The organism is Paenibacillus sp. MMO-177 (assembly GCF_037147795.1).
Taxonomy (GTDB): Bacteria; Bacillota; Bacilli; order Paenibacillales; family Paenibacillaceae; genus Pristimantibacillus.
This window is the reverse complement of sequence record NZ_JBBCUR010000003.1, coordinates 208,846-229,255: the sequence shown is the minus strand read 5'-3', so window position 1 is coordinate 229,255 and position 20,410 is coordinate 208,846. Positions and strand designations below refer to the sequence as shown.

General features: G+C 49.4%; 19 protein-coding genes. 13 read left to right on the top strand and 6 right to left on the bottom strand.

Annotation, left to right across the window (positions count from 1 at the left end; genetic code table 11):
* Positions 1-21 precede the first annotated feature (21 nt).
* Positions 22-816, top strand: coding sequence for a delta-lactam-biosynthetic de-N-acetylase (pdaA, locus tag WFK81_RS12125; RefSeq protein ID WP_336786683.1), 795 nt, complete (start codon positions 22-24; stop codon positions 814-816).
* Here the strand turns inward: pdaA and WFK81_RS12120 are convergent.
* Positions 813-1,910 carry a branched-chain amino acid aminotransferase gene (locus tag WFK81_RS12120; protein WP_336786682.1) on the bottom strand — a complete coding sequence of 366 codons (1,098 nt, stop codon included), beginning with the start codon at positions 1,908-1,910 and terminating at the stop codon, positions 813-815. The genes pdaA and WFK81_RS12120 overlap by 4 nt on opposite strands.
* 116 nt (positions 1,911-2,026) lie before the next feature.
* Here WFK81_RS12120 and WFK81_RS12115 point away from each other — a divergent pair, with 116 nt between their 5' ends.
* Positions 2,027-2,917, top strand: a complete 891-nt coding sequence (locus tag WFK81_RS12115; protein ID WP_336786681.1) for a LysR family transcriptional regulator — start codon at positions 2,027-2,029, stop codon at positions 2,915-2,917.
* A gap of 37 nt (positions 2,918-2,954) precedes the next feature.
* Here WFK81_RS12115 and greA read toward each other — a convergent pair whose 3' ends face one another.
* On the bottom strand, positions 2,955-3,431 hold the full coding sequence (gene greA, locus WFK81_RS12110) for a transcription elongation factor GreA (protein ID WP_336786680.1): 477 nt from the start codon (positions 3,429-3,431) through the stop codon (positions 2,955-2,957).
* Between the two features lie 214 nt (positions 3,432-3,645).
* Here greA and WFK81_RS12105 point away from each other — a divergent pair, with 214 nt between their 5' ends.
* From WFK81_RS12105 to WFK81_RS12090, 4 genes are all read left to right on the top strand, one after another.
* A complete protein-coding gene (locus tag WFK81_RS12105; protein ID WP_336786679.1) occupies positions 3,646-5,661 on the top strand; it encodes a methyl-accepting chemotaxis protein in 2,016 nt (671 codons plus the stop codon).
* 89 nt (positions 5,662-5,750) lie between these two features.
* Positions 5,751-6,173 (top strand): VOC family protein, encoded by a 423-nt coding sequence (locus tag WFK81_RS12100; RefSeq protein ID WP_336786678.1) that lies wholly within the window; start codon positions 5,751-5,753, stop codon positions 6,171-6,173.
* 90 nt (positions 6,174-6,263) lie between these two features.
* Positions 6,264-6,785 carry a GNAT family N-acetyltransferase gene (locus tag WFK81_RS12095; protein WP_336786677.1) on the top strand — a complete coding sequence of 174 codons (522 nt, stop codon included), beginning with the start codon at positions 6,264-6,266 and terminating at the stop codon, positions 6,783-6,785.
* A gap of 113 nt (positions 6,786-6,898) precedes the next feature.
* On the top strand, positions 6,899-8,011 hold the full coding sequence (locus tag WFK81_RS12090; RefSeq protein WP_336787312.1) for a DNA alkylation repair protein: 1,113 nt from the start codon (positions 6,899-6,901) through the stop codon (positions 8,009-8,011).
* A gap of 12 nt (positions 8,012-8,023) precedes the next feature.
* On the opposite strand, the gene WFK81_RS12085 is transcribed toward WFK81_RS12090, so the two are convergent.
* Together WFK81_RS12085 and WFK81_RS12080 are read right to left on the bottom strand one after the other, a co-directional pair.
* The gene (locus tag WFK81_RS12085; protein WP_336786676.1) at positions 8,024-8,527 is read right to left on the bottom strand and encodes a GNAT family N-acetyltransferase; all 504 of its coding nucleotides are present in this window, start codon (positions 8,525-8,527) and stop codon (positions 8,024-8,026) included.
* A 27-nt stretch (positions 8,528-8,554) separates the two neighbouring features.
* Positions 8,555-8,986 carry a VOC family protein gene (locus WFK81_RS12080; RefSeq protein WP_336786675.1) on the bottom strand — a complete coding sequence of 144 codons (432 nt, stop codon included), beginning with the start codon at positions 8,984-8,986 and terminating at the stop codon, positions 8,555-8,557.
* Positions 8,987-9,215: 229 nt separating this feature from the next.
* Between WFK81_RS12080 and WFK81_RS12075 the strand changes: the two genes are divergently transcribed.
* Positions 9,216-9,992 carry an aminoglycoside adenylyltransferase domain-containing protein gene (locus WFK81_RS12075; protein ID WP_336786674.1) on the top strand — a complete coding sequence of 259 codons (777 nt, stop codon included), beginning with the start codon at positions 9,216-9,218 and terminating at the stop codon, positions 9,990-9,992.
* A 56-nt stretch (positions 9,993-10,048) separates the two neighbouring features.
* Here WFK81_RS12075 and WFK81_RS12070 read toward each other — a convergent pair whose 3' ends face one another.
* A complete protein-coding gene (locus WFK81_RS12070; protein WP_336786673.1) occupies positions 10,049-10,657 on the bottom strand; it encodes a hypothetical protein in 609 nt (202 codons plus the stop codon).
* Between the two features lie 298 nt (positions 10,658-10,955).
* Entirely contained in the window at positions 10,956-14,426 is a 3,471-nt protein-coding gene (locus WFK81_RS12065; protein WP_336786672.1) for a glycoside hydrolase family 2 TIM barrel-domain containing protein, read from the bottom strand.
* 240 nt (positions 14,427-14,666) lie between these two features.
* Between WFK81_RS12065 and WFK81_RS12060 the strand changes: the two genes are divergently transcribed.
* The 6 genes from WFK81_RS12060 to WFK81_RS12035 all read left to right on the top strand — a co-directional run bounded on the left by WFK81_RS12060 (position 14,667) and on the right by WFK81_RS12035 (position 20,409).
* Entirely contained in the window at positions 14,667-14,843 is a 177-nt protein-coding gene (locus WFK81_RS12060) for a hypothetical protein (protein WP_336786671.1), read from the top strand.
* Positions 14,844-14,987: 144 nt separating this feature from the next.
* A complete protein-coding gene (locus WFK81_RS12055; protein WP_336786670.1) occupies positions 14,988-15,863 on the top strand; it encodes an AraC family transcriptional regulator in 876 nt (291 codons plus the stop codon).
* A gap of 111 nt (positions 15,864-15,974) precedes the next feature.
* Entirely contained in the window at positions 15,975-16,361 is a 387-nt protein-coding gene (locus WFK81_RS12050) for a VOC family protein (protein ID WP_336786669.1), read from the top strand.
* A 258-nt stretch (positions 16,362-16,619) separates the two neighbouring features.
* A complete protein-coding gene (locus tag WFK81_RS12045) occupies positions 16,620-18,287 on the top strand; it encodes an apiosidase-like domain-containing protein (RefSeq protein WP_336786668.1) in 1,668 nt (555 codons plus the stop codon).
* 290 nt (positions 18,288-18,577) lie between these two features.
* Complete coding sequence (locus WFK81_RS12040; RefSeq protein ID WP_336786667.1) at positions 18,578-19,621, top strand: SGNH/GDSL hydrolase family protein; 1,044 nt, start codon at positions 18,578-18,580, stop codon at positions 19,619-19,621.
* Complete coding sequence (locus WFK81_RS12035; RefSeq protein WP_336786666.1) at positions 19,618-20,409, top strand: polysaccharide deacetylase family protein; 792 nt, start codon at positions 19,618-19,620, stop codon at positions 20,407-20,409. The genes WFK81_RS12040 and WFK81_RS12035 overlap by 4 nt, the downstream gene beginning before the upstream one ends.
* Position 20,410 lies beyond the last annotated feature (1 nt).

The following is a 20,410-nucleotide window of genomic DNA, read 5'->3' as shown; positions in this document are numbered from 1 at the left end:
ATGGAGGAGCAGAACTAGAAAATGAGAAAAACATCAGCATGGATCCATACGTTATGGATTGCGGCCGTTTTGTCCTTGCTGGTTGCGCAGCATCCGGCTGAAGCACAGCAAGGCCCGTTTCATTTTGGATTCAAGAAAAGCGTAGGCGGGCAGCTGCCGTCCATCAATGAAGAGGGCTTCAAGGATATTGTCATGAAGCATGGGGCGATTTTTCTCGGAGATACAACCAAGAAAGAGCTGTACATGACCTTCGATAACGGGTATGAGAACGGCTATACCTCGAAGGTGCTTGACGTACTTAAGGAGAAACAGGTGCCCGCGATCTTTTTTGTGACGGGGCATTATGTGAAAGACCAGCCAGAGCTGGTGAAACGAATGGTTAATGAGGGCCATCTGGTTGGCAATCATTCCTGGACGCATCCGGATATGACGCAAATCTCGTCAAATCAAATCCGTACGGAGCTCGAAAAGGTACGTGAACAGGTTCAAGCGCTGACCGGTCAGCAAGCCATGACCTATTTGCGTCCTCCAAGAGGGATCTTCAGCGATAATGTTCTTGCCGTCAGCAAGGAATCCGGCTACACGAACGTATTCTGGTCCGTCGCTTATAAGGATTGGGACGTCAATCAGCAAAAAGGAGCGGGCTTCGCCTTTAATCAAGTCGTCGCACAGCTTCATCCCGGAGCGGTAATCCTTCTTCATACCGTGTCCAAAGACAATGCCGCCGCGCTCGGCTCAATTATTGACGAAGCCCGCAAGCAAGGTTATGAATTCAAAAGTCTTGATCAAATGGCCGTCAAGACGTATGGCAATTAATTCGAGATAAGATGCTCGGAAGGTTCAAGAACGACGGACCAGCCGAACGGATCTTCTACCGTACCTCTTTGAATACCGGTCAGCGTGTCGTAGAGCTTTTGCGACAGCTCGCCGGTATTTCCTTCGTTAATGACATAACGCGTACCTTCCCAAGTCAATTCTCCGATTGGAGAAATAACGGCGGCAGTACCTGTACCAAACGCTTCAACAAGACGGCCTTCCCGATGGGCGTTAATAACCTCTTCAACGGACAGCTGTCTTTCTTCAACCGGCACGTTCATATGCTTGAGCAGACGGATGATCGAATCGCGGGTAATACCGTCCAGAATGCTTCCGTTCAGCGCAGGGGTTACAACCGTACCGTCAATGTTGAAGAAGACGTTCATGCTGCCGACTTCCTCGATATATTTGCGGTGAACGCCGTCCAGCCACAGAACCTGCGAGGCGCCTTGCGCGTAAGCTTCTTCTTGAGCCTTCAAGCTTGCCGCATAGTTGCCGGCAGTCTTCGCGTTGCCCACGCCGCCTCGTACCGCGCGAACGTACTGGGATTCCACGTGAATTTTAACCGGATGAATGCCTTCCGCGTAGTAAGAGCCTACCGGGGACATGATGATCATGAACATGTATTGCGTCGAAGCGTTAACGCCAAGCTGTGCTTCCGTTGCGATAACGAATGGACGTACATACAGGGAGGTTTCCGCATCGGCAGGGATCCAGTCGCGATCTGTCAGAATAAGCTGCTTCAGAGCTTCAAGAGCGAGTTCCTCGTCGACAGCGGGGATGCTAAGACGCGCGTTGGAACGATTTAGTCGCGCCATGTTCTGTTCCGGACGGAACAGACGGATTTTGCCATCGCCGGTCAGGTAAGCTTTAAGGCCTTCAAAGATCGTTTGGCCATAATGGAACACTTTGGCTGCCGGATCAAGAGTAATAGGCTGATAAGGGACGATACGCGGGTTATACCAGCCGCCCTTAGCCGCATCATAGTCCAAAATGAACATATGGTCCGTGTAATACTTGCCAAATCCAAGCTCGGATGCTTTAGGTTTTTGCTTTTTGTTCGTAGAAAGTTCTATTGTTATGGCCTTGTTCATCGTCTTTGATCTCTCCTTGTTGCTAGTTATAGTTGAATCGTACCATGTCAGCCGATATATTTAAAGTATCTGTTTTATCGCGAACACATACCGAAAAGGTATATTGGGGGCAGGCTATGGATATTCGACAGTTAAGGTATTTTTTGGCGATTGCCAAAGAAGGACAAATTACCCGGGCAGCGAAAGCGCTTAATATGGAGCAGCCGCCCCTCAGCCGTCAATTGAAGCTGATGGAGGATGAATTAGGCGTAACTTTGTTCGACCGGAGCGGGAAGGGACTTAGTCTCACGCATGCCGGCGAGCTTCTGCGGGACAAGGCGGAGAAGCTGCTGCAGGAATTCAACGAGACCATTCACGAAGTGAAGGAGCTCGATGCCGGCTTACACGGGATGCTGGCTATCGGTTCCGTTGTGTCCTGCATTTCTCTTTTGCCTCCGCCAATTGAGCAATTTCGCAGACTCTATCCGAATGTCACGTTCAAAATTTGGGAAGGCGACCACTTCATTCTCGGCAATCTGCTGGAGAAGCGGGATATCGAGCTGATTGTGGCGAGGCTTCCCTTTGAATCGACGCTGCATACGCAGCCCTACTCGATCCTGCCGCTTCCTTCCGATCCGTACGTAGCCGTTCTTCCGGCCAGCTGGGTGAGTGACCCGGATAAAAATACGATGTTGATGAGCGAGCTGGCGGATATGCCTTTTCTTACCCTCAAGACGGACAAAACGATTGGGATGCATCACCGCGTGATGATCGAAGCGAGAGCGCATGGCTTTGAACCAAAGGTCATCTGCGAATGCTCCAGCGTTGCGATCATTGTAGCCCTCGTCGCAGCCGGTATCGGCGCGACGGTATTCCCGAAATCGGTAATGGCTTCATTTCCTCTTCCTACAATAAAGATGCTTACGATCTCGGATGCGGATTTTCAATCGGAGGTCGGCATTATCTGGCTAAAGGACCGGTATCTGTCGAAGAGTGCCCGGAACTTCATCCGTTTGTTCGAAGAATGAAAAAAAGGATGCAGCATCGTATGCTGCATCCTATTCTTTATCCGTTCGCTTTGATCTCGAGAAGTTCATATTTGATGACGCCGATTGGCGCGTCCACGCTAATGACGTCCCCAACGGATTTACCCATAAGCGCCTGGCCCATCGGGCTCTCATAGGAGATCTTGTTCTCGAATACGTCCGCTTCCGCAGGTCCGACAAGGCGGTATTCGATTTTCTCCGAAACCTCAATATCGTTCAGAACAACAATGGAGCCTACGCCAACTTTCGTTGTATCTTTCGAATTGGATACCCGGGCCGTCTTAAGCATTTTCTCCAGCTGCGCGATGCGGGTCTCCATGAAGGCCTGGTCGTCTTTCGCCGAATGGTATTCGCTGTTTTCCTTCAGGTCTCCATAGCTGATGGCTACTTTCAGGCGATGCGCCAGCTCGGAGCGCTTGACCGTCTTCAGCTCCTCCAGCTCATCCTCCAATTTTTTAAGTCCTTCAGGGGTTAAAATGATTTCGTTTTGTGCCAAGCTCGACAACTCCTACCATTGATTATCGTGTGATTCGCTTCCTACATCTTACACTATTCATTAGGGAAAAGAAACTTGGGCGAGGCTCCCAGCAGGAACATTAAACTAACACATATCTAACTAAAAAGAAACGGAAAACTCAAATTTATAGTGTAGGATATGTCGTGCTGGCATCACGTATATCCGAACTTACAGAGAGGGAGTCAATGTAGAAATGCTGAAGAAGAGGTTCGAACTACCCAGATTATTTCAAACGCGGAAAATTGCCCACCGCGTATTGATCACTACCCTAATTATTGCGATCGCCATTGTAGCGTCCATGTCCACGGCTTTATTTCTCGCGAACTCCTCGTTATTCAAAAAACAGATTAAGAACGAACTTGCCAAGCAGGCGGATGTCATTACCGCGAGGCTCGATGAAGAGCTGCAGTCGAAGGTGTCCAAGATCAATGCCCTGGCCGGCGTAGGGCAATACTTTGGCCAGGATGCCGGGAAACACCAGGAACTGATCGAGCATTTTATTAAAGAAAATCCGGAGCTGATGTCCCCTGGCTATTCGCTTGACATGTCGGGCAAGAACTTTGTCGTCGCGCAATCCGGCGGCAAGATTGACGTATCCGAACGGCCGTATTTCAAATCTTTGTCGGAAGGCAAATTGACGGTCAGCGACCCGCTTGTCAATAAAGTTGATCCATCCAAGGTATCCATTGTGATTGCGGCTCCGCTTAAACAGGATGGAAAGGCATATGGCTTCTACATATTCGGTTATGAAATTAAAGCTGCGGCAGCGATTGTTAGCGAAACGAAAATCGGAAAAACCGGCTACGCCATTCTGCTGGACAGCAACGGGCTTATTGTCAGCCATCCGAAAGCAGATTTGGTGATGAAAAAAACGGTCTACGACATGAACATGCCGGAAACGGTGAAAGCATTCGAAATGGCCAAGCAGGGCAAGGATACGAATTATTCTTATACCTTTAACGGGGATAAAAAGATCGGCTATGCCGAAGCAACGCGCAACGGCTATGTCATTCAATTATCGATATCGGAACAAGAAGCGATGCAGCCGGTTACGAACATGCTCTGGAAAACAATCGGAGTTGCGCTCGCGGTAACTCTGCTGGCACTGATCGCTACTTATTTTTCAGCCAATCAGATGGCGAGGCCGATTGTTTACCTATCAAACGTCATTAAAACCCTCGCTAGCGGGGATTTACGGCCAAGACTGGAAGTCAAGGCGAAAAACGAGCTTGGCCAGCTTGCGGATAATATGAACGAGATGCTCGATTCGTTCTCCGAAACGATCGGCAAGGTAAGCTTCGCGGCGGAGCAGTTGGCCGCATCCTCCGAGGAGCTGACTGCCTCGTCCGTTGATTCCGTCGATATTTCGAGCCGGATCGGCGAAGCGATTCATAATGTGGCATCAGCCGGCGAGAATCAAATGATCTCTGCCGAGCAAACCTCGACCGCAATGGAAGAGATGGCTTCCGGCGTACAGAGGATTGCGGAATCCTCCTCGGTAGTTGCCGAAGCGTCGCAGACCTCTCTCGAAGCCGTCCAGCTTGGCCAGGTTGCCGTTACCCATGCCGTCGAGCAGATGAAGCTTATTCACGCCTCTACAATTAAGTCCGCCGATGAGGTTCGGGAACTGGAGCAAAAGTCTAACCAGATCGGCAGCATTGTATCGGTTATCCAGGAAATTACGAATCAAACGCAGCTGTTGTCGCTTAATGCGTCTATCGAAGCTGCACGGGCAGGAGAGCATGGCAGGGGGTTTGCCGTAGTTGCCAATGAAGTGAAAAAGCTGGCGGAGCAATCGGCGCAATCCGCGTCCGAAATTACAGCATTGATCCAGGAAGTGCAAGGAACGACGATACGTGCCGCGCATGCGATGAATCAAGGCGTTAATGACGTAGAGATTGGATCGGAGCTTATGAATGAAGCTGGCGAAGTCTTTGGCCGCATGACCGCGACGTTCCAGGAGATCTCCAGTCAAATTCAAGAAGTGTCGGCTGCATCGGAGCAAATGTCCGCGGGCACGGAAGAGGTTACAGCTTCCATGACCGAGATCGTATCGATGACGCAAACCACGCATAATCATTCTCAAAATATTTCGCAAGGCGCACAGAAGCAGTTGGCATCCATGAAAGATATTTCGGCGTCTGCCGAGGATTTAAGCCACATGGCTCAGCATTTGCAGGAAGTGCTGTCGAAATTCAAAACGAATTAATCGTTTTTGATTATTTAAATCGAAAATGGTACAGTATGGAAGGGTAGCCATCCAACGATTTTATAATAATCGTACAAGGAGAGATCGAAATGTCAGTTGACGCTTATTTGAACTTTGACGGAAATTGCCGTGAAGCGGCGGAGTTTTATGCGGAAGTATTCGGACTGGACAAGCCAAAGCTGATGACGTTTGGCGACATGCCTCCGCATCCGGACCATCCATTGCCTGAGGAAGCGAAAAACCTGATTATGCACACTCGCCTTAACATTGGCGGAAGCAACGTAATGTTTTCCGACGTATTCCCGGGCATGCCGTTTACTGTAGGCAACAACATCACCTTGGCATACGTTGAGGAAGACGAAGCCAAACTTCGTTCTGCCTTTGACCGTCTGAATGTTGGCGGCAACATTGTAATGGAGCTGCAGGAGACGTTTTGGAGCAAGCTGTACGGTCAGGTTACCGACAAATTCGGGATTCAATGGCAATTCAATCTTGGAATTGGCGAATACTAATATTTAACTAACAAAAATAGAAGGAACCAGTTGTCTGTTAAAGCAGGTACTGGTTCTTTTTTTGTACCGGGAAGGAGAATTTATTGAGGCATGATTAAAAAAATGACGCATTCTAATATAAGCGATTATAACAACTCGAACGAAAGTTTCCTTGTAACCGGACGAATAGTCCCCAAGTTTGAAAAGGATTGTTGGACCTATACGGAAGAGATCTTTTCTGAACCCTACATGAAGCAATACGAAAACGATGATATAGACGACTCTTATATAAAAGATTCCGAAAAGGCTGTTTTCTTCTATTACGCAGACGATAAATGCATAGGACGGATTAAACTCCGTTCCAATTGGAACGGCTTTGCGCTTGTCGAAGATATCGGGATATCCGGCAGCTGGCGTCAGCAAGGCATCGGAACTCGATTGCTTGAAAAAGCAGTCGAGTGGGCGAAGCAGCATCATCAGATTGGTCTTATGCTCGAGACGCAAGACATCAATTTATCTGCTTGCCGTTTCTATGCCAGCAACCATTTTATCATTGGCGGGTTGGACACGATGCTCTACTCCAAATTTTCTACAGCTCATGAAAAGGCTGTTTTTTGGTATCGCAAATTTTAAACACGGTTTAGAAAGAGTATATGTATGTGTCATGCTACTTTGCAAAACAAGAACAAATGTTCTATAATGGGCGTATGACGACGACAAAGAGATTATCGAAGAGAGGTACTCCATTGGCTGAGCCGTTAAAAGATATGTATGATGAAGCTTTCCTGCGGCAATTCGCGGATAAAGTGCTTGCCGCTTATCCAGCATTTGCGAAAGAGGCTTTTGTATCCGATGTTATGAATGATGAGTGGAACGAACTGGCGCTGAAAGGGAGGATCAGACAAATCTCAACCGTGCTGGGCAGGCATTTGCCGGCAGATTACGGGGACGCGCTAGCAATCTTGTATACGATCTGCGAAGAATGCAGCGGATTTCCGTATTTGTTCTTCCCGGATTTCGTTGAGGTGCACGGCGCAGCAGAGGAGCATTGGGAGCTGTCCATGCAAGCTCTGGAGAGATTTACGCCGAAATCCTCGGCGGAATTCGCCGTCCGCGTGTTTTTGCTGCGTGATCCGGAGCGCATGATGAAACAAATGCTAGCCTGGGCAAGCGACACGAATGAACATGTGCGAAGACTGGCAAGCGAAGGCTGCAGGCCTCGTCTTCCATGGGGCCAAGCCCTTCCCATCTTTAAGAAAGACCCTTCGCCGCTGCTTCCGGTACTTGAAATGCTGAAGGCAGATTCTTCGCTTTATGTGCGCAAGAGCGTTGCCAACAACCTGAACGATATTGCCAAGGATCACCCGGATGTTGTACTGGACATAGCCCGGCGTTGGCAGGGACAGCATCCGTATACGGATTGGATTATCCGTCATGCTTGCCGGAACTTGGTTCGCCAAGCACATCCGGAGGCTCTGGCCCTTTTCGGTTATGCGATGTCCGAGGACACGGCTCCTATTGTTACTTCCGCACATATTCAAGCGCGGCCTTCAATCCTGGAGATCGGTGACAGCTGCAGATTGGAATACGATTTGCAAGTTCAAGAGGGAGAGCCGCTGCATCTTAGGATTGAATACGGGATAGATTTCGTGAAATCAGGCGGCAAAACTTCACGCAAATTGTTCTTGTTATCAGACAAGACGGTGCCCGGCGGTTCAAAGCTGTCAGGGAGCAGGGTTCACCGCTTCGCGGATTTATCCACCCGGCGCCATTATGCGGGAGAGCATCGCATCGTGCTGATGGTTAATGGCGTTGAAACAGCGTCTACAGTAATAGATTTGCGACCGCAAGCAGATTAGAGAGAAGAAGAGCTATGCCTTGGCATAGCTCTTTATTTCTAATTGGTAAAAGGCCGTCGGATACATCTCCATTACAAGTCTCTCTTCAACAAGCGTGAAGCCATGCTGTTCGTAAAATTGCCTTAGAGCAGCACGGTCAGCGGCACAGTCCAGCTTCAGGAATTTTTTGCGAGAGACTTCGGCAAGATTTCTCGCATATCGGATCATGCTGCCAGATAATCCGGTCTTCGCATATTTTCGTTTAATACACAGCTTGTGGAGGTATAAAGCTTCCCCCTCCGGGTCTTCCGGCCAGAAAAAGCTGTCCTCATCCTGCAAAATCATAACCCCGGCAATCTCACCGTCAATAAAGGCCGCAAAAAAGTTGTTTATCGTTAATCCATCCATCAGACTTTGCGCATGAAGATCGGATTCATCCCACATTCGTTTTTTGTTAGCGGCTATCCATTTTGCGCCTTCCAATAAAACCTCGATAAACAGGTTAATCTCGGACTCGCGAATGTTTCGGATTTCCACAATTAAACAACCTCTTCCTCAATGATGTTAGTACGAGATCATTGCTCCACGCTCGTCAAATACGGCAGTGGGATTCCAGGCCACTTCCCACAGGTTGTTCTCCGGATCGGCGAAATACGCCGTACGGCCTCCCCAGAACGCATCGCTTGGCTCCCTTAAAATCGTTCCGCCAATCTCTCGAATTTGTTCAATGACCGAATCAACTTGCGAAGGCTCGTCCAAGTTAATGGCAAATGAGACCGCACGGTAGCTATTTCTGTCTTGGGTAAAGGTTACTCCGGCATCTTTGGCTAGTTCTTGAATCGGGAATAGGGTCAAAATGACGCCTGCAGTCGTAAACGCAGCGTAGTTATCCGAACTGTGCTCGGTTTCCTCCCAGCCAAGCTTCTGGTAGAAAGCACGTAGCAAAGGCAAATCGTAAGCACCAATCGTAATCAAGCTGACACGCTGAGGGATCATATCGTTTGTCCTCCTAAAAAATATTAATTTCTGGAATATGGATCCAATTATACCGTTTTGGAATTTGGAGTGGCAATAGAGAAATGCGGCGTCGTAAAAGAATACGGGCTACATCCAAGGCTATGAGAAGGCGAATTTAGGGATGTTGTAATTTCCTCTCCTGTGCTATTCTCACTTTATCCTATAAATGAGGGTGAAGCGGATGACGGTGCCTGATCAAGTCCAGGCAATGTTGGATCAATACTTTGCCAGGTTAAACAAGGATCTGCCGGACCTATTGGAAGCCTTCTACCTGTTCGGATCTATCTCGCTCGCCTCCTTTCAGGAAGGGGTCAGCGATTTGGATTTTGCGGCGGTTACTCATCGGCCGTTTACGGAGCAGGAAGTGAAGAACTTAGAGCAGATCCATCTCGATCTGGAGAAAAGCCGTCCGAAGATCAGCTTGGACGGCAGGTACATATGGAAGGCAGATCTGGAAAGGCTCGGTGACCAGGCTTGCCCTTATTATTATTTCAATAGCGGCAGGCTGGTCGGATTAGAGCGGTTGTGCAAAGACTCGGTTGATGCGTTCCAGCTTAAGCATTACGGGATTGCGATATTTGGACCGGATCCCCGCACCTACGGCTATACGATTGATTGGGATGTTTTAACCCGTAACATGAAGTTGAATCTAGAGCACTATTGGCTGAACTGGAGACGAAAGGTGGAAAAATTTCCTTCCTTGCCTTACTTCGGCATGTTCGTTAAAGGCGGGATGATTGAGTGGGGAGTGCTTGGCGTTTCCCGCATTTATTACTCGATTAAGGAACAGGATCTGATCTCAAAATCCGGGGCAGGTCAATATGCCATGCAACATGTTCCGGCAAGATGGCACCGCATTTTACAGGAATCCATTCGTTTACGAGAGGGCAGCTCCAGATCCTTGTATCGTTCCGTGTTCAAACGCAGACAAGATGCCTTAACCTATATGGACTATATGATTAAGGAGTGCTTGAATGAAATCTAATCAATAGTTTTATTCAAACAAAAACCGGGTAACACTTCGTGTTCCCGGTTTTTCCATCACTTTTTATTAGCGGCCAAAAACTTATCCATCTCGTCCCGGTTCGCATTGTCGCCGGAAGGAGCGGTATTCGTTACTCCCCAGTAATCGCGCTGGACGGTATCTTTATTAGGGAATGCGTATAAGTCCAAATCATGCAAAATACGGTGCATGAAACGCAAAGCATCCGGATCATGCTTCTTGCGGGCAATATCGGCAAGCTCGATCAGGTTGTTCATATCAATCTGCAGGCCTTCGACGCTTGACAGGGCTTTGCCGATGTCTTCGTAATTTTTCGTGTTGAAGACTTCCGACGCGAGAAACTCTTCCCAAGCCGTATCGTTGTCAGGCTTGAAATTATCCAGCCCGCCGCCCGTTACCTTGAGATCAAATGTTGAATGATATTCCTTAATCTTCGTAATCGCTTTTGTTTCCGCCGAATTCGCTGCAAAGTCAACCTGCGGAACATGAAGCGGCTTTTCTTTGTCCGTCGTTTCTGTTTTATCGGTTGCTTCAGTCTTATCCCCATTACCCATGGCTTTAAGAACGTAATTCGCGCCGATGGCTCCTGCACCGCAGATGAGTACAAAAGCGATAGCAGCGCCAATCAGATTCTCTTTTACTCGCAATGTATAAATCCTCCCTTAGCTGACTGTGACAATTGTAACGTTTAGTGTACCAAAATATGAACCCGTATGGAAATCTTCGAAAGTACCAAAGTGTTCCCTTCAATCCTTCTAAAGTCTTTATTTCGAATATACATTTTCGTAAAAGAGGGCCAGAATAAGGCGGCAGCTCTTATGGTATTAATATTGCCATCTTCCTGATTTATACAATTGTACGTCAATATATTCGTTAAAGTTGCGGTGGAAGGGAGAAGAAAAAGAGGAACCTCAGCTGTCCGCTGAGGTCCCTGCGTGATGTTTATTACTCCGGGAAAAATTGAAACGATTTAAAGTTGAATTGGCTGCCCGGCAGGAAAAGGAAGGTGACCGTCTGAAGGCCGGTAATCCGGTCGAGAACGTATTCTTTCTCGCCATAATCTTCAGAGTACGCAAACTCCACCAGCTGATTGGTCTCGCCTTCAGCACCGCTAAACAGGATATGAATCGTATTGTTGTCGATAGGCGATTGACCGCGGATCGCAAGCTTTCTTGTGCCTGCATCTCCAAAATCCATGTCCCGGAACACAAGCGAGACGTTGTTGCCGATGTTCTCGATCGCCTGATCCGTGAGCGTATACGTATCTCCGTAAATCTGGTTGTTCTCCAGCGACTCCAGGCGTTCAAATGCTTTGATCGCCTTCTTGAACTGGAAGCCCTTCAGGTGAATCTTGCGCTGCAGAACAAAGCTGAGGGACGTAATGCCTTTAAGCCGGCGAGGCAAACGATACGTCTCTTCCTGGTACACGTTCCATTTGGTCGGCTTTTGATACGAGATTTGGGTAATCAGGGAAGCCGATGGCTCGCCAGGTATGCCTTCCCACAGATCGATAGCGAACCGTTCGCTATCCAGCGAGAAGATCGGAAGCGTAATTTCGTCCGCGCCATAGCTTCCGAAGTCGATGCTGTCAAAGCATATCCAGCTTTCGCCGTCCCGGCTTGTCGCGACGCCGCGTTCATTCCCGTTTGTCAAATTGCGGCTCGATTCCCCATGGTAGCCTGCGGATACGAATTCATAAGGATTAATAAAAGCTTGTCCGACACCGTCAGTCCGGAACTCCATTAAGGAATAAAGCCGGATGTTGTCCGATCCGTTTTTTGTTGCGCAGCGAATATAGAATTGGCCGTCGCTAAGGGCATGAACGTAAGCATGATGTCCGTCTGCCTCCAGTCTCGCAATGTTAGCATCAACGCCGGCAGCGTTCGTAACCCGCCATTCCACATCCCGATACGTGGCTTGGCTTGGATGAATCACTACTTGTACCGGCAAAGACCGATTCTCCGGAGAAAGCGCATTTCCCTGCGGGCAAATCATTTCCAGCTTGCGTACGGGAATCTCGTCGGTATCGGCGGATCCGCTTGAAGTCTCTGCAGCTTGTCCAGGAGCATAGGCATACAGAGTATATTCTATATCCTGTGTTGCCGGTTCAGGAGCAACGGCGGTCAGAGTTATTTCACCGGTTTTCAATCCGTTGGATTCTGCTCGTACCGTAATAGTTCCACTTTCCAACGTAGGCGCAATGACAGCCAGAAGCTTACCGCTGAACATCCGGCGGTTCGTTCCTTTGTACGAATCGTAATCGGTGCTGTCTCCATTATCGAGCCCAACGAGACGGCCGGGACCTTCAACGCTCACATGAATGCGGTTATTGGCATTGGCTACCGGCAAGCCATCCCGGTCGAGTGTTGAGATCTCGATAAAGACCAGATCCGAGCCGTCTGCGGCCATAGCTGTTTTGTCCGGTGTCAGAAGGATGGTCTCCGCGTCTCCGAAGGAGGATTGAATATCGGCTGCAATCGCATGGCCGGACTCGTCATAAGCAACAGCCCGGAGGACACCTTTTGTATAAGGAATCTGCCATTCTCCCAGCAGCTTGTGACCGCGGACATGATCGATGTCATACGTTCCTAGCGAGTTATCGTTGAAGAAGAGTTCGATCTTTGGCGCATTCGAGCAGACGCGTACATCGATAAGCTGTCCTTCGGAGAAATCCCAGTAAGGGAAAATATGAACCATCGGCTTTATGCGATAATCGGTCCATTCCGCCTGATAAATATAGAAGGCATCCTTCTTGAATCCGGCGGTATCAATCTGTCCGAAGTAGGAGTTCTTCGTATGGTAAGGGGTCGGCTCTCCGATGTAATCAAAACCGGTCCACAGAAATTGCCCAAGGGAGAAGGAGGCGTCACGGTCAGCGATGATGCAGGCTTCCGTGCTTTTTGCCCCCCAGCTGGTTGAACTGTTGCCGAGCGAGGAGCATTGCTCGTCGTCGTCCGCCAGAACGGATTGGGCAAGCGGGAAATGATAGATCCCCCGGCTTTGCACCGTCGAGCAGGTCTCGCTGCCGTAAATGTACCAGTCCGGATGCTCCTCATGATGTTGTTGATAATATTTATCCCCGTAATTATAGCCGGCGAATTGGACCAGATCGGCGCATTTCTGAGCATTCTCCCAAGGCATATAGTTTGAACCGATCGTGACAACCGCATTGCCTTTCGGATCATGGAAATGCACTTTGTCCCGCAGCTCTACCGTCAGCGTCTGCCCGCGTTCGTCGGCATGGGTATCGTAGATTTCATTGCCGATGCTCCACATCAGCATGCTTGGATGGTTCCGGTCTCTCCGTACCCAGCTGGCGATATCTTTTTCCCACCAGTCCTTGTAAAATCTCGCAAAGTCATACGGCGTCTTCGCCCGTTCCCACATGTCGTACGCTTCGGAGACGATAAGCACGCCCATCTCATCGGCTAATTCCATCAGCTCAACCGCCGGCATATCATGGGCTGTCCGGATCGCGTTAACGCCCATTTCCTGGAGGAGTGCGATTTGTCTTCTCAGAGCCGTCTTGTTTACGGCAGCACCAAGAGAACCGAGGTCATGATGCTGACAAACCCCTTGAAGCTTGACATGCCGGCCATTCAGGAAGAAGCCTTTCTCGGTATCGAAATCGAAGGTGCGAAATCCGAAGGTTTGCTCTTCCGAATCCGTTACGTTACCCTCAACGATTAATTCCGTTTGGAGCTTATAAAGGTTCGGCTCTTCTATATCCCACAGCAGCGGCTGGTGAACCGCAAGTACCCGGTTGAAGGCTGCCGTCGAGCCTGCCTCCGGTTGAATAAGGGCTTCCGACTGGCTAATTATTGTCGCTGCGGCATCCAGAATCGTATGGCGAAGCTTTAATTCGGAGGAATCGATGACATTCGCGAATACAATCTCGGTATCGATGTCAACAGACCAGGTGTCGCCCGTATTCTTTTTAGCGGAAATATAAATGCCGTCAGAGGCAATGCGGGTATCCGGTGAAGTAACGAGCCAAACCGGCCGGTAAATCCCCGCTCCGGAATACCATCGGGAGTTCGGAGATTCATGAATAACCTGCACGAGAATTTCATTATCGCCTGTTGTAAGCAAAGAGGTAATATCGAATTCAAAGGTCGAGTAACCATTCTTCCACGTACCGGCAACATGACCGTTCACATACACCGTCGAATTCATGTAAACGCCTTCAAAGCGAAGCGCAAGCCTCTTGTTTGCGGGTAGGTCTGCGAAGCTGATCATTTTGCGGTACCAGCCCACGCTATTCTCATACAGGTTGTGAGAGTCATAGATTAACCAGTCATGCGGGAGGGTAATGGGGGACCAGTCGATACCGCCATGCAGGATGAAATCCAGCTCTGTACCAAGCGGGTGCTTGGAGAAAAACCAGTCATTATTCAGCTTTTGTTTCTGGCTCATGAGAGAACTCCTTTCGTTCTGAGGATCCTATTTCGATAGTGGCATCAGGCGTGCGGGAGTGCAATGAAAATAGAGAAGAAGTAATATTATTCAAGTATTTTATTTAATTTTCCAAGCGAGCAATTATACAATTGTACAATTACGTTCGATCCTATAGAATGAAGAAATAAGTCCCAGTTATGTAATTACGGAGGAGCTCCGGTAACAGAAGGGGAGATGATACCAATCTCAACCATTCGATTGCACTTATTGCATGCGCAGATCGCACAGCAATCTGTAGCCGTAAGAACCAGCAAGGGAAAAGTGTGGAGCGGGAAAATCGAAAAGGTAGAGGAACAGTTCGTGCAGCTGCGTTACCAGTCCAACGTGCTTGTGCATGTTCCCATCTCTGTCATTGAGGAAGTAAGGCAAACTTAGGCCAGGAAGAGGCAAGCCTGCATAGGTTTGCCTTTTTTAATTCTAAGAGTTAATAAGTTACCGGCCGTCAATCTTGTGCAGGAAAAGTCGGATAGGAAGAATCCCCTTTTGCTAATCTAATGATGAAGAAAGGAGGGGAAACTGATGAATACGCTGGAGCATATGAATCAAGCCTTGAAATATATCGAGGACCATTTGGCTGAGGAGATCGATCTCAAGGAAGCGGCCAGACGGGCGCACTGCTCGGAATACCATTTCTCGCGGATGTTCTCGTTCCTGGCCGGGGTTACTTTGACGGAATATATCCGCCGTAGAAGGCTGACGCTGGCAGCCTTTGATCTGATGAACTCATCATCCAGAGTAATCGACGTGGCGATTAATTACGGTTATTCCTCTGCGGATTCGTTTACCAAGGCATTCCAAGCCGTCCACGGGCTTACACCGTCCGAGGCGAGACAACAAGGGCAATCTTTGAAGGCTTTTCCCCGCATGTCCTTTCAATTAACGATAACGGGGGGAGACGAAATGAATTACCGGATTGAAGACAAGGAAGCCTTCCGCATTGTTGGATTAATGAAGCGGGTACCTATTGTATTCGAAGGCGTGAACCCGGAAATTGCCGCGATGTGGCAAAGCTTGACCGAGGAGCGGATCCGCGAGCTTAAAGCATTGTCGAACGTGACGCCAACAGGCATGATCAGCGCTTCCCTTAATTTCTCCGAGGGCCGAATGGAGGAAAAAGGCGGGCTGGACCATTATATCGGAGTTGCAACAACTTCCGCATGTCCGGAGCATTACAGCGAGCTGCTGGTTGAAGCCGGAACATGGGCTGTATTCGAAGCGGTAGGGCCATTCCCGGCAACGCTGCAGAATGTATGGGGGCGCATCTACTCGGAATGGTTCCCGTCCTCCAATTATGAAGCGGCGCAAGGTCCGGAGATTTTATGGAACGAGCATAAGGATACCGGCTCGCCGACATTCCGGAGCGAAATATGGGTACCGGTCATTCGGAAAGGATAGATCAGGGCAGAAGAAGGGGAGAGGTCCCCTTCTTTTTTCTTTACATGGGAACGTACGTTTGCTATTATACAAGATGTGAATGTACTTTCCAATAATTGGAGGATAAATGAGATGAAGAAGGCGAGAATCGAGAATTCTCTGACGGTCTTATTAGTATCCGACTTGGCAAGATCGCAGAAATATTATGCGGAAGCTTTAGGCTGCGAAGTGAGTGACTATTGGGTTGTTCGGGATAACTTTGGCCTGGGCTTCAAGCTTATTCAGGCGGAAGACAGCAACGATGTGCGTCCAAACAAAGGGATATGGAATACGTATGCTTACGTACATACGATTCAAGATTTGGATCTTTTGTATGCGGAATTGAAGGCTAACGGGGCAATCTTTGAAGCTGAGCCTGTCCTATCCGAGCATGATTGGGGAGTATGGAAGGAGTTTTCGGTGAAGGATCCGGACGGTTATGTCATCGGATTTGGATCCGGGAAGAAGGATGCGCGATAACAAGTTTACATTCTAATTGATCATGTGGCTGTTCAGGGACCGAACCTGTGCAGCCTTTTTTTGTTGGCAATAAAAATTCATTCCAAGAGTTTTTGCTAAATGCCAAACGATTTTCTATCCAAAATCAGTCATAACTCTTACTTGGCCTATTGATTGTCTCCTGTAACATAAGAAGTAATTTGCGGGTTTATCGAGGTGACCTGCCAGGGGGAGTAAGAATCTTTAATCGCAGAAAGCGATAAAAAAGGAGCTTGCGAAATGAACATTTCCTATGAGCCCGTAACGTCATGCCAGGTAGCTCTTTACGATCGCTATGAAATAGCTATACGTATTGATTCTCCGGGGTTTCGCAATCCTTTCACCGAAGTGGAGATCATTGGACAGTTCGGGCGTGAAGAGGAGTTATTTACCTTTTCGCACGGCTTGCCGGACGGCGAGCTGGGAACGGCATCTAACCGGGACAGCTTGATTCCGGTAAACGGTTTTTGCGATTCGGAGGACGGAAGCTTGTTCCGGATCCGATTTATGCCTCAGTCGCCGGGAATACACATGTATACGATCTCTTTCCTATTCAATGGACAGGTGTGGACGAATGAAGGACGATTCGAAGCCGTTGATGCGGGGAACCGTGGATTGCTCCGGGTGGATGAGAAACATCCTTTTCACTTTGTATGGGAAGGAACGGGGGAGCATTACTTCTACAACGGCATGACGGCTTACCATCTACCCGGCATCCGGGAAGACGATGAAATCAAACGTACGCTCGACCGCTTCCATAAGCACAAAGTCAACCGGCTTCGGATTAGCCTCAGCTCCAGCCGGGTTCGCAATGCAATGGCATGGTTTGAACCGGTATATGAATCGGAAGCATTCACCTTCTGCTATGGCCCATGGGTCGCGGAGCGTCCGGATGATGCCGAGAATCCGGGATGGGATATAACCCGATTCGACTTGGCTTATTGGCATAAGCTGGAGCGGATAATGGAGTACGCCCGCCAGAGAGATATCGTAATATCTCTCATCATGTACGTGGATGCGTACCGCCGAGGAGCGGATCCCTACGGCAAGCCGCTAATGGGCGGGCAAGACGAGCAAAGGTATTTTCGTTATGCGGCTGCCCGGCTGTCGGCTTTCCCGAACATAATGTGGGATTTAACGAACGAATATCGGTTGATCCGGCCGCATGAATGGGTAGAGCGGATGGGTTATTATCTCAAAGCCTGCGATCCTTACCGTCACCTGATGACCTGCCACGGACACGGAACCTTTGAATTCCGCAAGTCAGGCTGGGCGGATTTTGCCGTATACCAGAGCTGGGATGAGGCCGGCGGTTACTTCTACATGCTGAATAACAGGGAGGAGCAGAAGAGAGCCGGTCGAATCATGCCTCAGGTAAATGAAGAGTTCGGCTACGAAGATCATTATCCGACCGCATGGGGCGAAGGGAAGGCGTATCCGATGCGAAGCGGGGATACCCTGCGCCGTAGAGCGTGGGAAATTTATATGGCTGGCTGCTATCAGACAAGCGGCGAGTATGCAGGCAATGGTCTCGGAGGCTGGGTTAACGGGCGAGGAGATGATTCCATGCAAATGCTTGAAGGTTTCTCTCATATCGTAACCTTCTTCGAAAGCTGTGATTGGTGGAGGACAAAACCTTCCATTAACCTTTTGAACCAGGAGAATGCTTACTGCCTGGCTGATGAAGGTGAACTGTACATTTTATATACGACGATTGCCCAAGATTTGGAGCTAAAGCTCCAACCGGGAAGTTACGATGCGAACTGGTATAATCCCCGTACGGGTCAATTCCATGAGGAGCTAACCGTGCAATCTAAAGGGCAATCCGTTCTCTTAAGATGTCCGGAAGGAACTAACGCTTCCAATCATGATTTTGCGCTTCGCTTGCGACAACGCGCAACCTCTTGAACATCGTTTTACCGGCAGGCAGAGGAGTTACCTTAAATAGAAGGAGCTCTTCCGGCCTGCCGTTTTTCATTATCCGGATCAATTCACCCGATCTTCTTACCTGCTGCAATCTATTGTCCCTCTCTACTTTAGGAAGCGGCCTCTATAATGAGGAGGATATACGAGCAGAAAGAAGGGACAGGCATGAGCAAGATGTACGTAATCGTCATTCACCGCGCTGACCGGGGGGCGTCTATGCTGGAAGGAAAAATATAAACTTTATAACGTCACGTACTAGGAGAGGATCCTTTGTGAATTATAAAAATCTCTATTTGCATAATGTCGCCCAGCTTAAGCCGGTTCGAGGCGGAGATGCGGTGCAACTGTGCCGTATTCCGGATGCTCTGCGGCTGCAGCTGCACGAGATCGCGCATGATTCGGCGCTCAAGTCAGGCTCGGTGGAAATCCGTTTTCATATGAAAACGGATCGCGTGAAGCTGAAGTTCGCCGTGCTGAATGAGGATCAACTGACAGGAGGACATACGGTTGCGGAGGTGTATCACGGCACCTTCCAAGAGAATGCTCCCCGGATTCTGGGGACCCATGTAACGGAGATCGAGGTTGAACGGCCGAAGGAAATGGAGCTTATGCAGATGATTGCGGGCAAGGAACAGCTCCGATTTCCGCCGGATCTTGTTCGCGTCATACTCCCTTATGAGAGCCATATCGCTCTTGTTAGCGTGGAAGGAGAGACGGAGCTGCCGAGAGAAGGCAGCATGCCGGAGCGCAAAATGCTCCTGTACGGTTCGTCCATCTCCAGCGGCGCATCTGCCGTTCGTCCAACCGGAGCTTACGGCATGCGCACGGCCGAGAAGCTTGGCGTGGATCTATGGAGCTTGTCCATGGCAGGCGCGGCTATGGTTGACGCGGAGATGGCAGATTATATCGCTCAGCTGCCTGGCTGGGAGTTTGCTTTTATCGAGCTTGGCATCAACATGATCTGGGATGTCAAGAACGGAGTTCCGGGTTTGCCCGAGGAATTCCGGAAGCGCGTTGATTATTTTATATCGACCATCGCGGATGCTCATCCGGATAAGTGGATATTCGTAACCGATCTGTTCACCTACATGGGCGACGTTAGAAACGGAGAGCTCGGACAGCAATTCCGCAGCATCGTCGAGGAAAAAGTGAAGCAAATGAACAGACCGAGGCTGATTCATATTCCCGGCATCCAGCTGCTCACCAAGACTTCGCTGCTCACTTACGATATCATTCATCCTTCCGAGGAAGGACTTCTGGAGATTTCGGATCGTTTAGCGGAGCAGATCAGCCGTTATTTGACGGTGACGGTATGAAACGGTTCTTGCTTCGGGGCGATGATTTCGGAGGCAGCCTGTCGGCGAATCAAGCGATTGCGGAAGCATGCGAGCACGGCTTGTTGAAAAACGTCAGCGTGATGGCTCCGGGGCCTTATTTGGAGGAGGGCGCATTGCTGCTCGCCGATTGCAAAGAGATTTGCTTCGGCATGCATATTACGATGAATGCCGAATGGGACCGCGTGAAATGGAAGCCTGTGCTTCCTTGCGAAAAAGTGCCGAGTCTTGTTGACAAACAGGGCTACTTCTTGCCGCATCCGTCCGACATGGGAAAGGTGAATCTGGAAGAAGCCATCGCGGAGACGCTTTCGCAATACGATCGGCTCCGCGAGGCGGGATTCCGGATCTCGTATGTCGACGAGCATATGTTTTTCGGCTACTCCGTAAAGGGTTATGCGGAATGGCTGAATGCCTGGTGCAGACAGGAAGGACTCGTTAATTTCCATCGCTGCTTCCGGCCGCTTCCAAGGGCAATCGAAGCCGCGGCAGGGGGCCCGGCAGCGGCGGGTGATCTGGCGCAGATCTACTTATCCCATCATAGGCAAGATATTCAGTCAGCGCCGGAAGGACTTTATACGGTCATTTTGCATCCAGGCTTGGATAGTGAAGAGATGCGTCAATTCGGCAATGCCGAGATAAGCGGAGAGCAGATTGCCGCAGAGCGGGATGCCGAACGAAGGATGCTGCTGGAGCCGGATCTTGCCTCATTTTACAGCCAATACGGCGTGACCTCCGTTCGTTACGACGAACTGGAAGAAAGGAAATAAC

Excerpts from the sequence above, each read along its gene's own strand:
- pdaA (WP_336786683.1), top strand. The coding sequence starts at position 22 with ATGAGAAAAACATCAGCATGGATCCATACGTTATGGATTGCGGCCGTT.
- WFK81_RS12120 (WP_336786682.1), bottom strand. The coding sequence starts at position 1,910 with ATGAACAAGGCCATAACAATAGAACTTTCTACGAACAAAAAGCAAAAA.
- WFK81_RS12115 (WP_336786681.1), top strand. The coding sequence starts at position 2,027 with ATGGATATTCGACAGTTAAGGTATTTTTTGGCGATTGCCAAAGAAGGA.
- WFK81_RS12105 (WP_336786679.1), top strand. The coding sequence starts at position 3,646 with ATGCTGAAGAAGAGGTTCGAACTACCCAGATTATTTCAAACGCGGAAA.
- WFK81_RS12100 (WP_336786678.1), top strand. The coding sequence starts at position 5,751 with ATGTCAGTTGACGCTTATTTGAACTTTGACGGAAATTGCCGTGAAGCG.
- WFK81_RS12095 (WP_336786677.1), top strand. The coding sequence starts at position 6,264 with ATGATTAAAAAAATGACGCATTCTAATATAAGCGATTATAACAACTCG.
- WFK81_RS12080 (WP_336786675.1), bottom strand. The coding sequence starts at position 8,986 with ATGATCCCTCAGCGTGTCAGCTTGATTACGATTGGTGCTTACGATTTG.
- WFK81_RS12075 (WP_336786674.1), top strand. The coding sequence starts at position 9,216 with ATGTTGGATCAATACTTTGCCAGGTTAAACAAGGATCTGCCGGACCTA.
- WFK81_RS12065 (WP_336786672.1), bottom strand. The coding sequence starts at position 14,426 with ATGAGCCAGAAACAAAAGCTGAATAATGACTGGTTTTTCTCCAAGCAC.
- WFK81_RS12055 (WP_336786670.1), top strand. The coding sequence starts at position 14,988 with ATGAATACGCTGGAGCATATGAATCAAGCCTTGAAATATATCGAGGAC.
- WFK81_RS12050 (WP_336786669.1), top strand. The coding sequence starts at position 15,975 with ATGAAGAAGGCGAGAATCGAGAATTCTCTGACGGTCTTATTAGTATCC.
- WFK81_RS12045 (WP_336786668.1), top strand. The coding sequence starts at position 16,620 with ATGAACATTTCCTATGAGCCCGTAACGTCATGCCAGGTAGCTCTTTAC.
- WFK81_RS12035 (WP_336786666.1), top strand. The coding sequence starts at position 19,618 with ATGAAACGGTTCTTGCTTCGGGGCGATGATTTCGGAGGCAGCCTGTCG.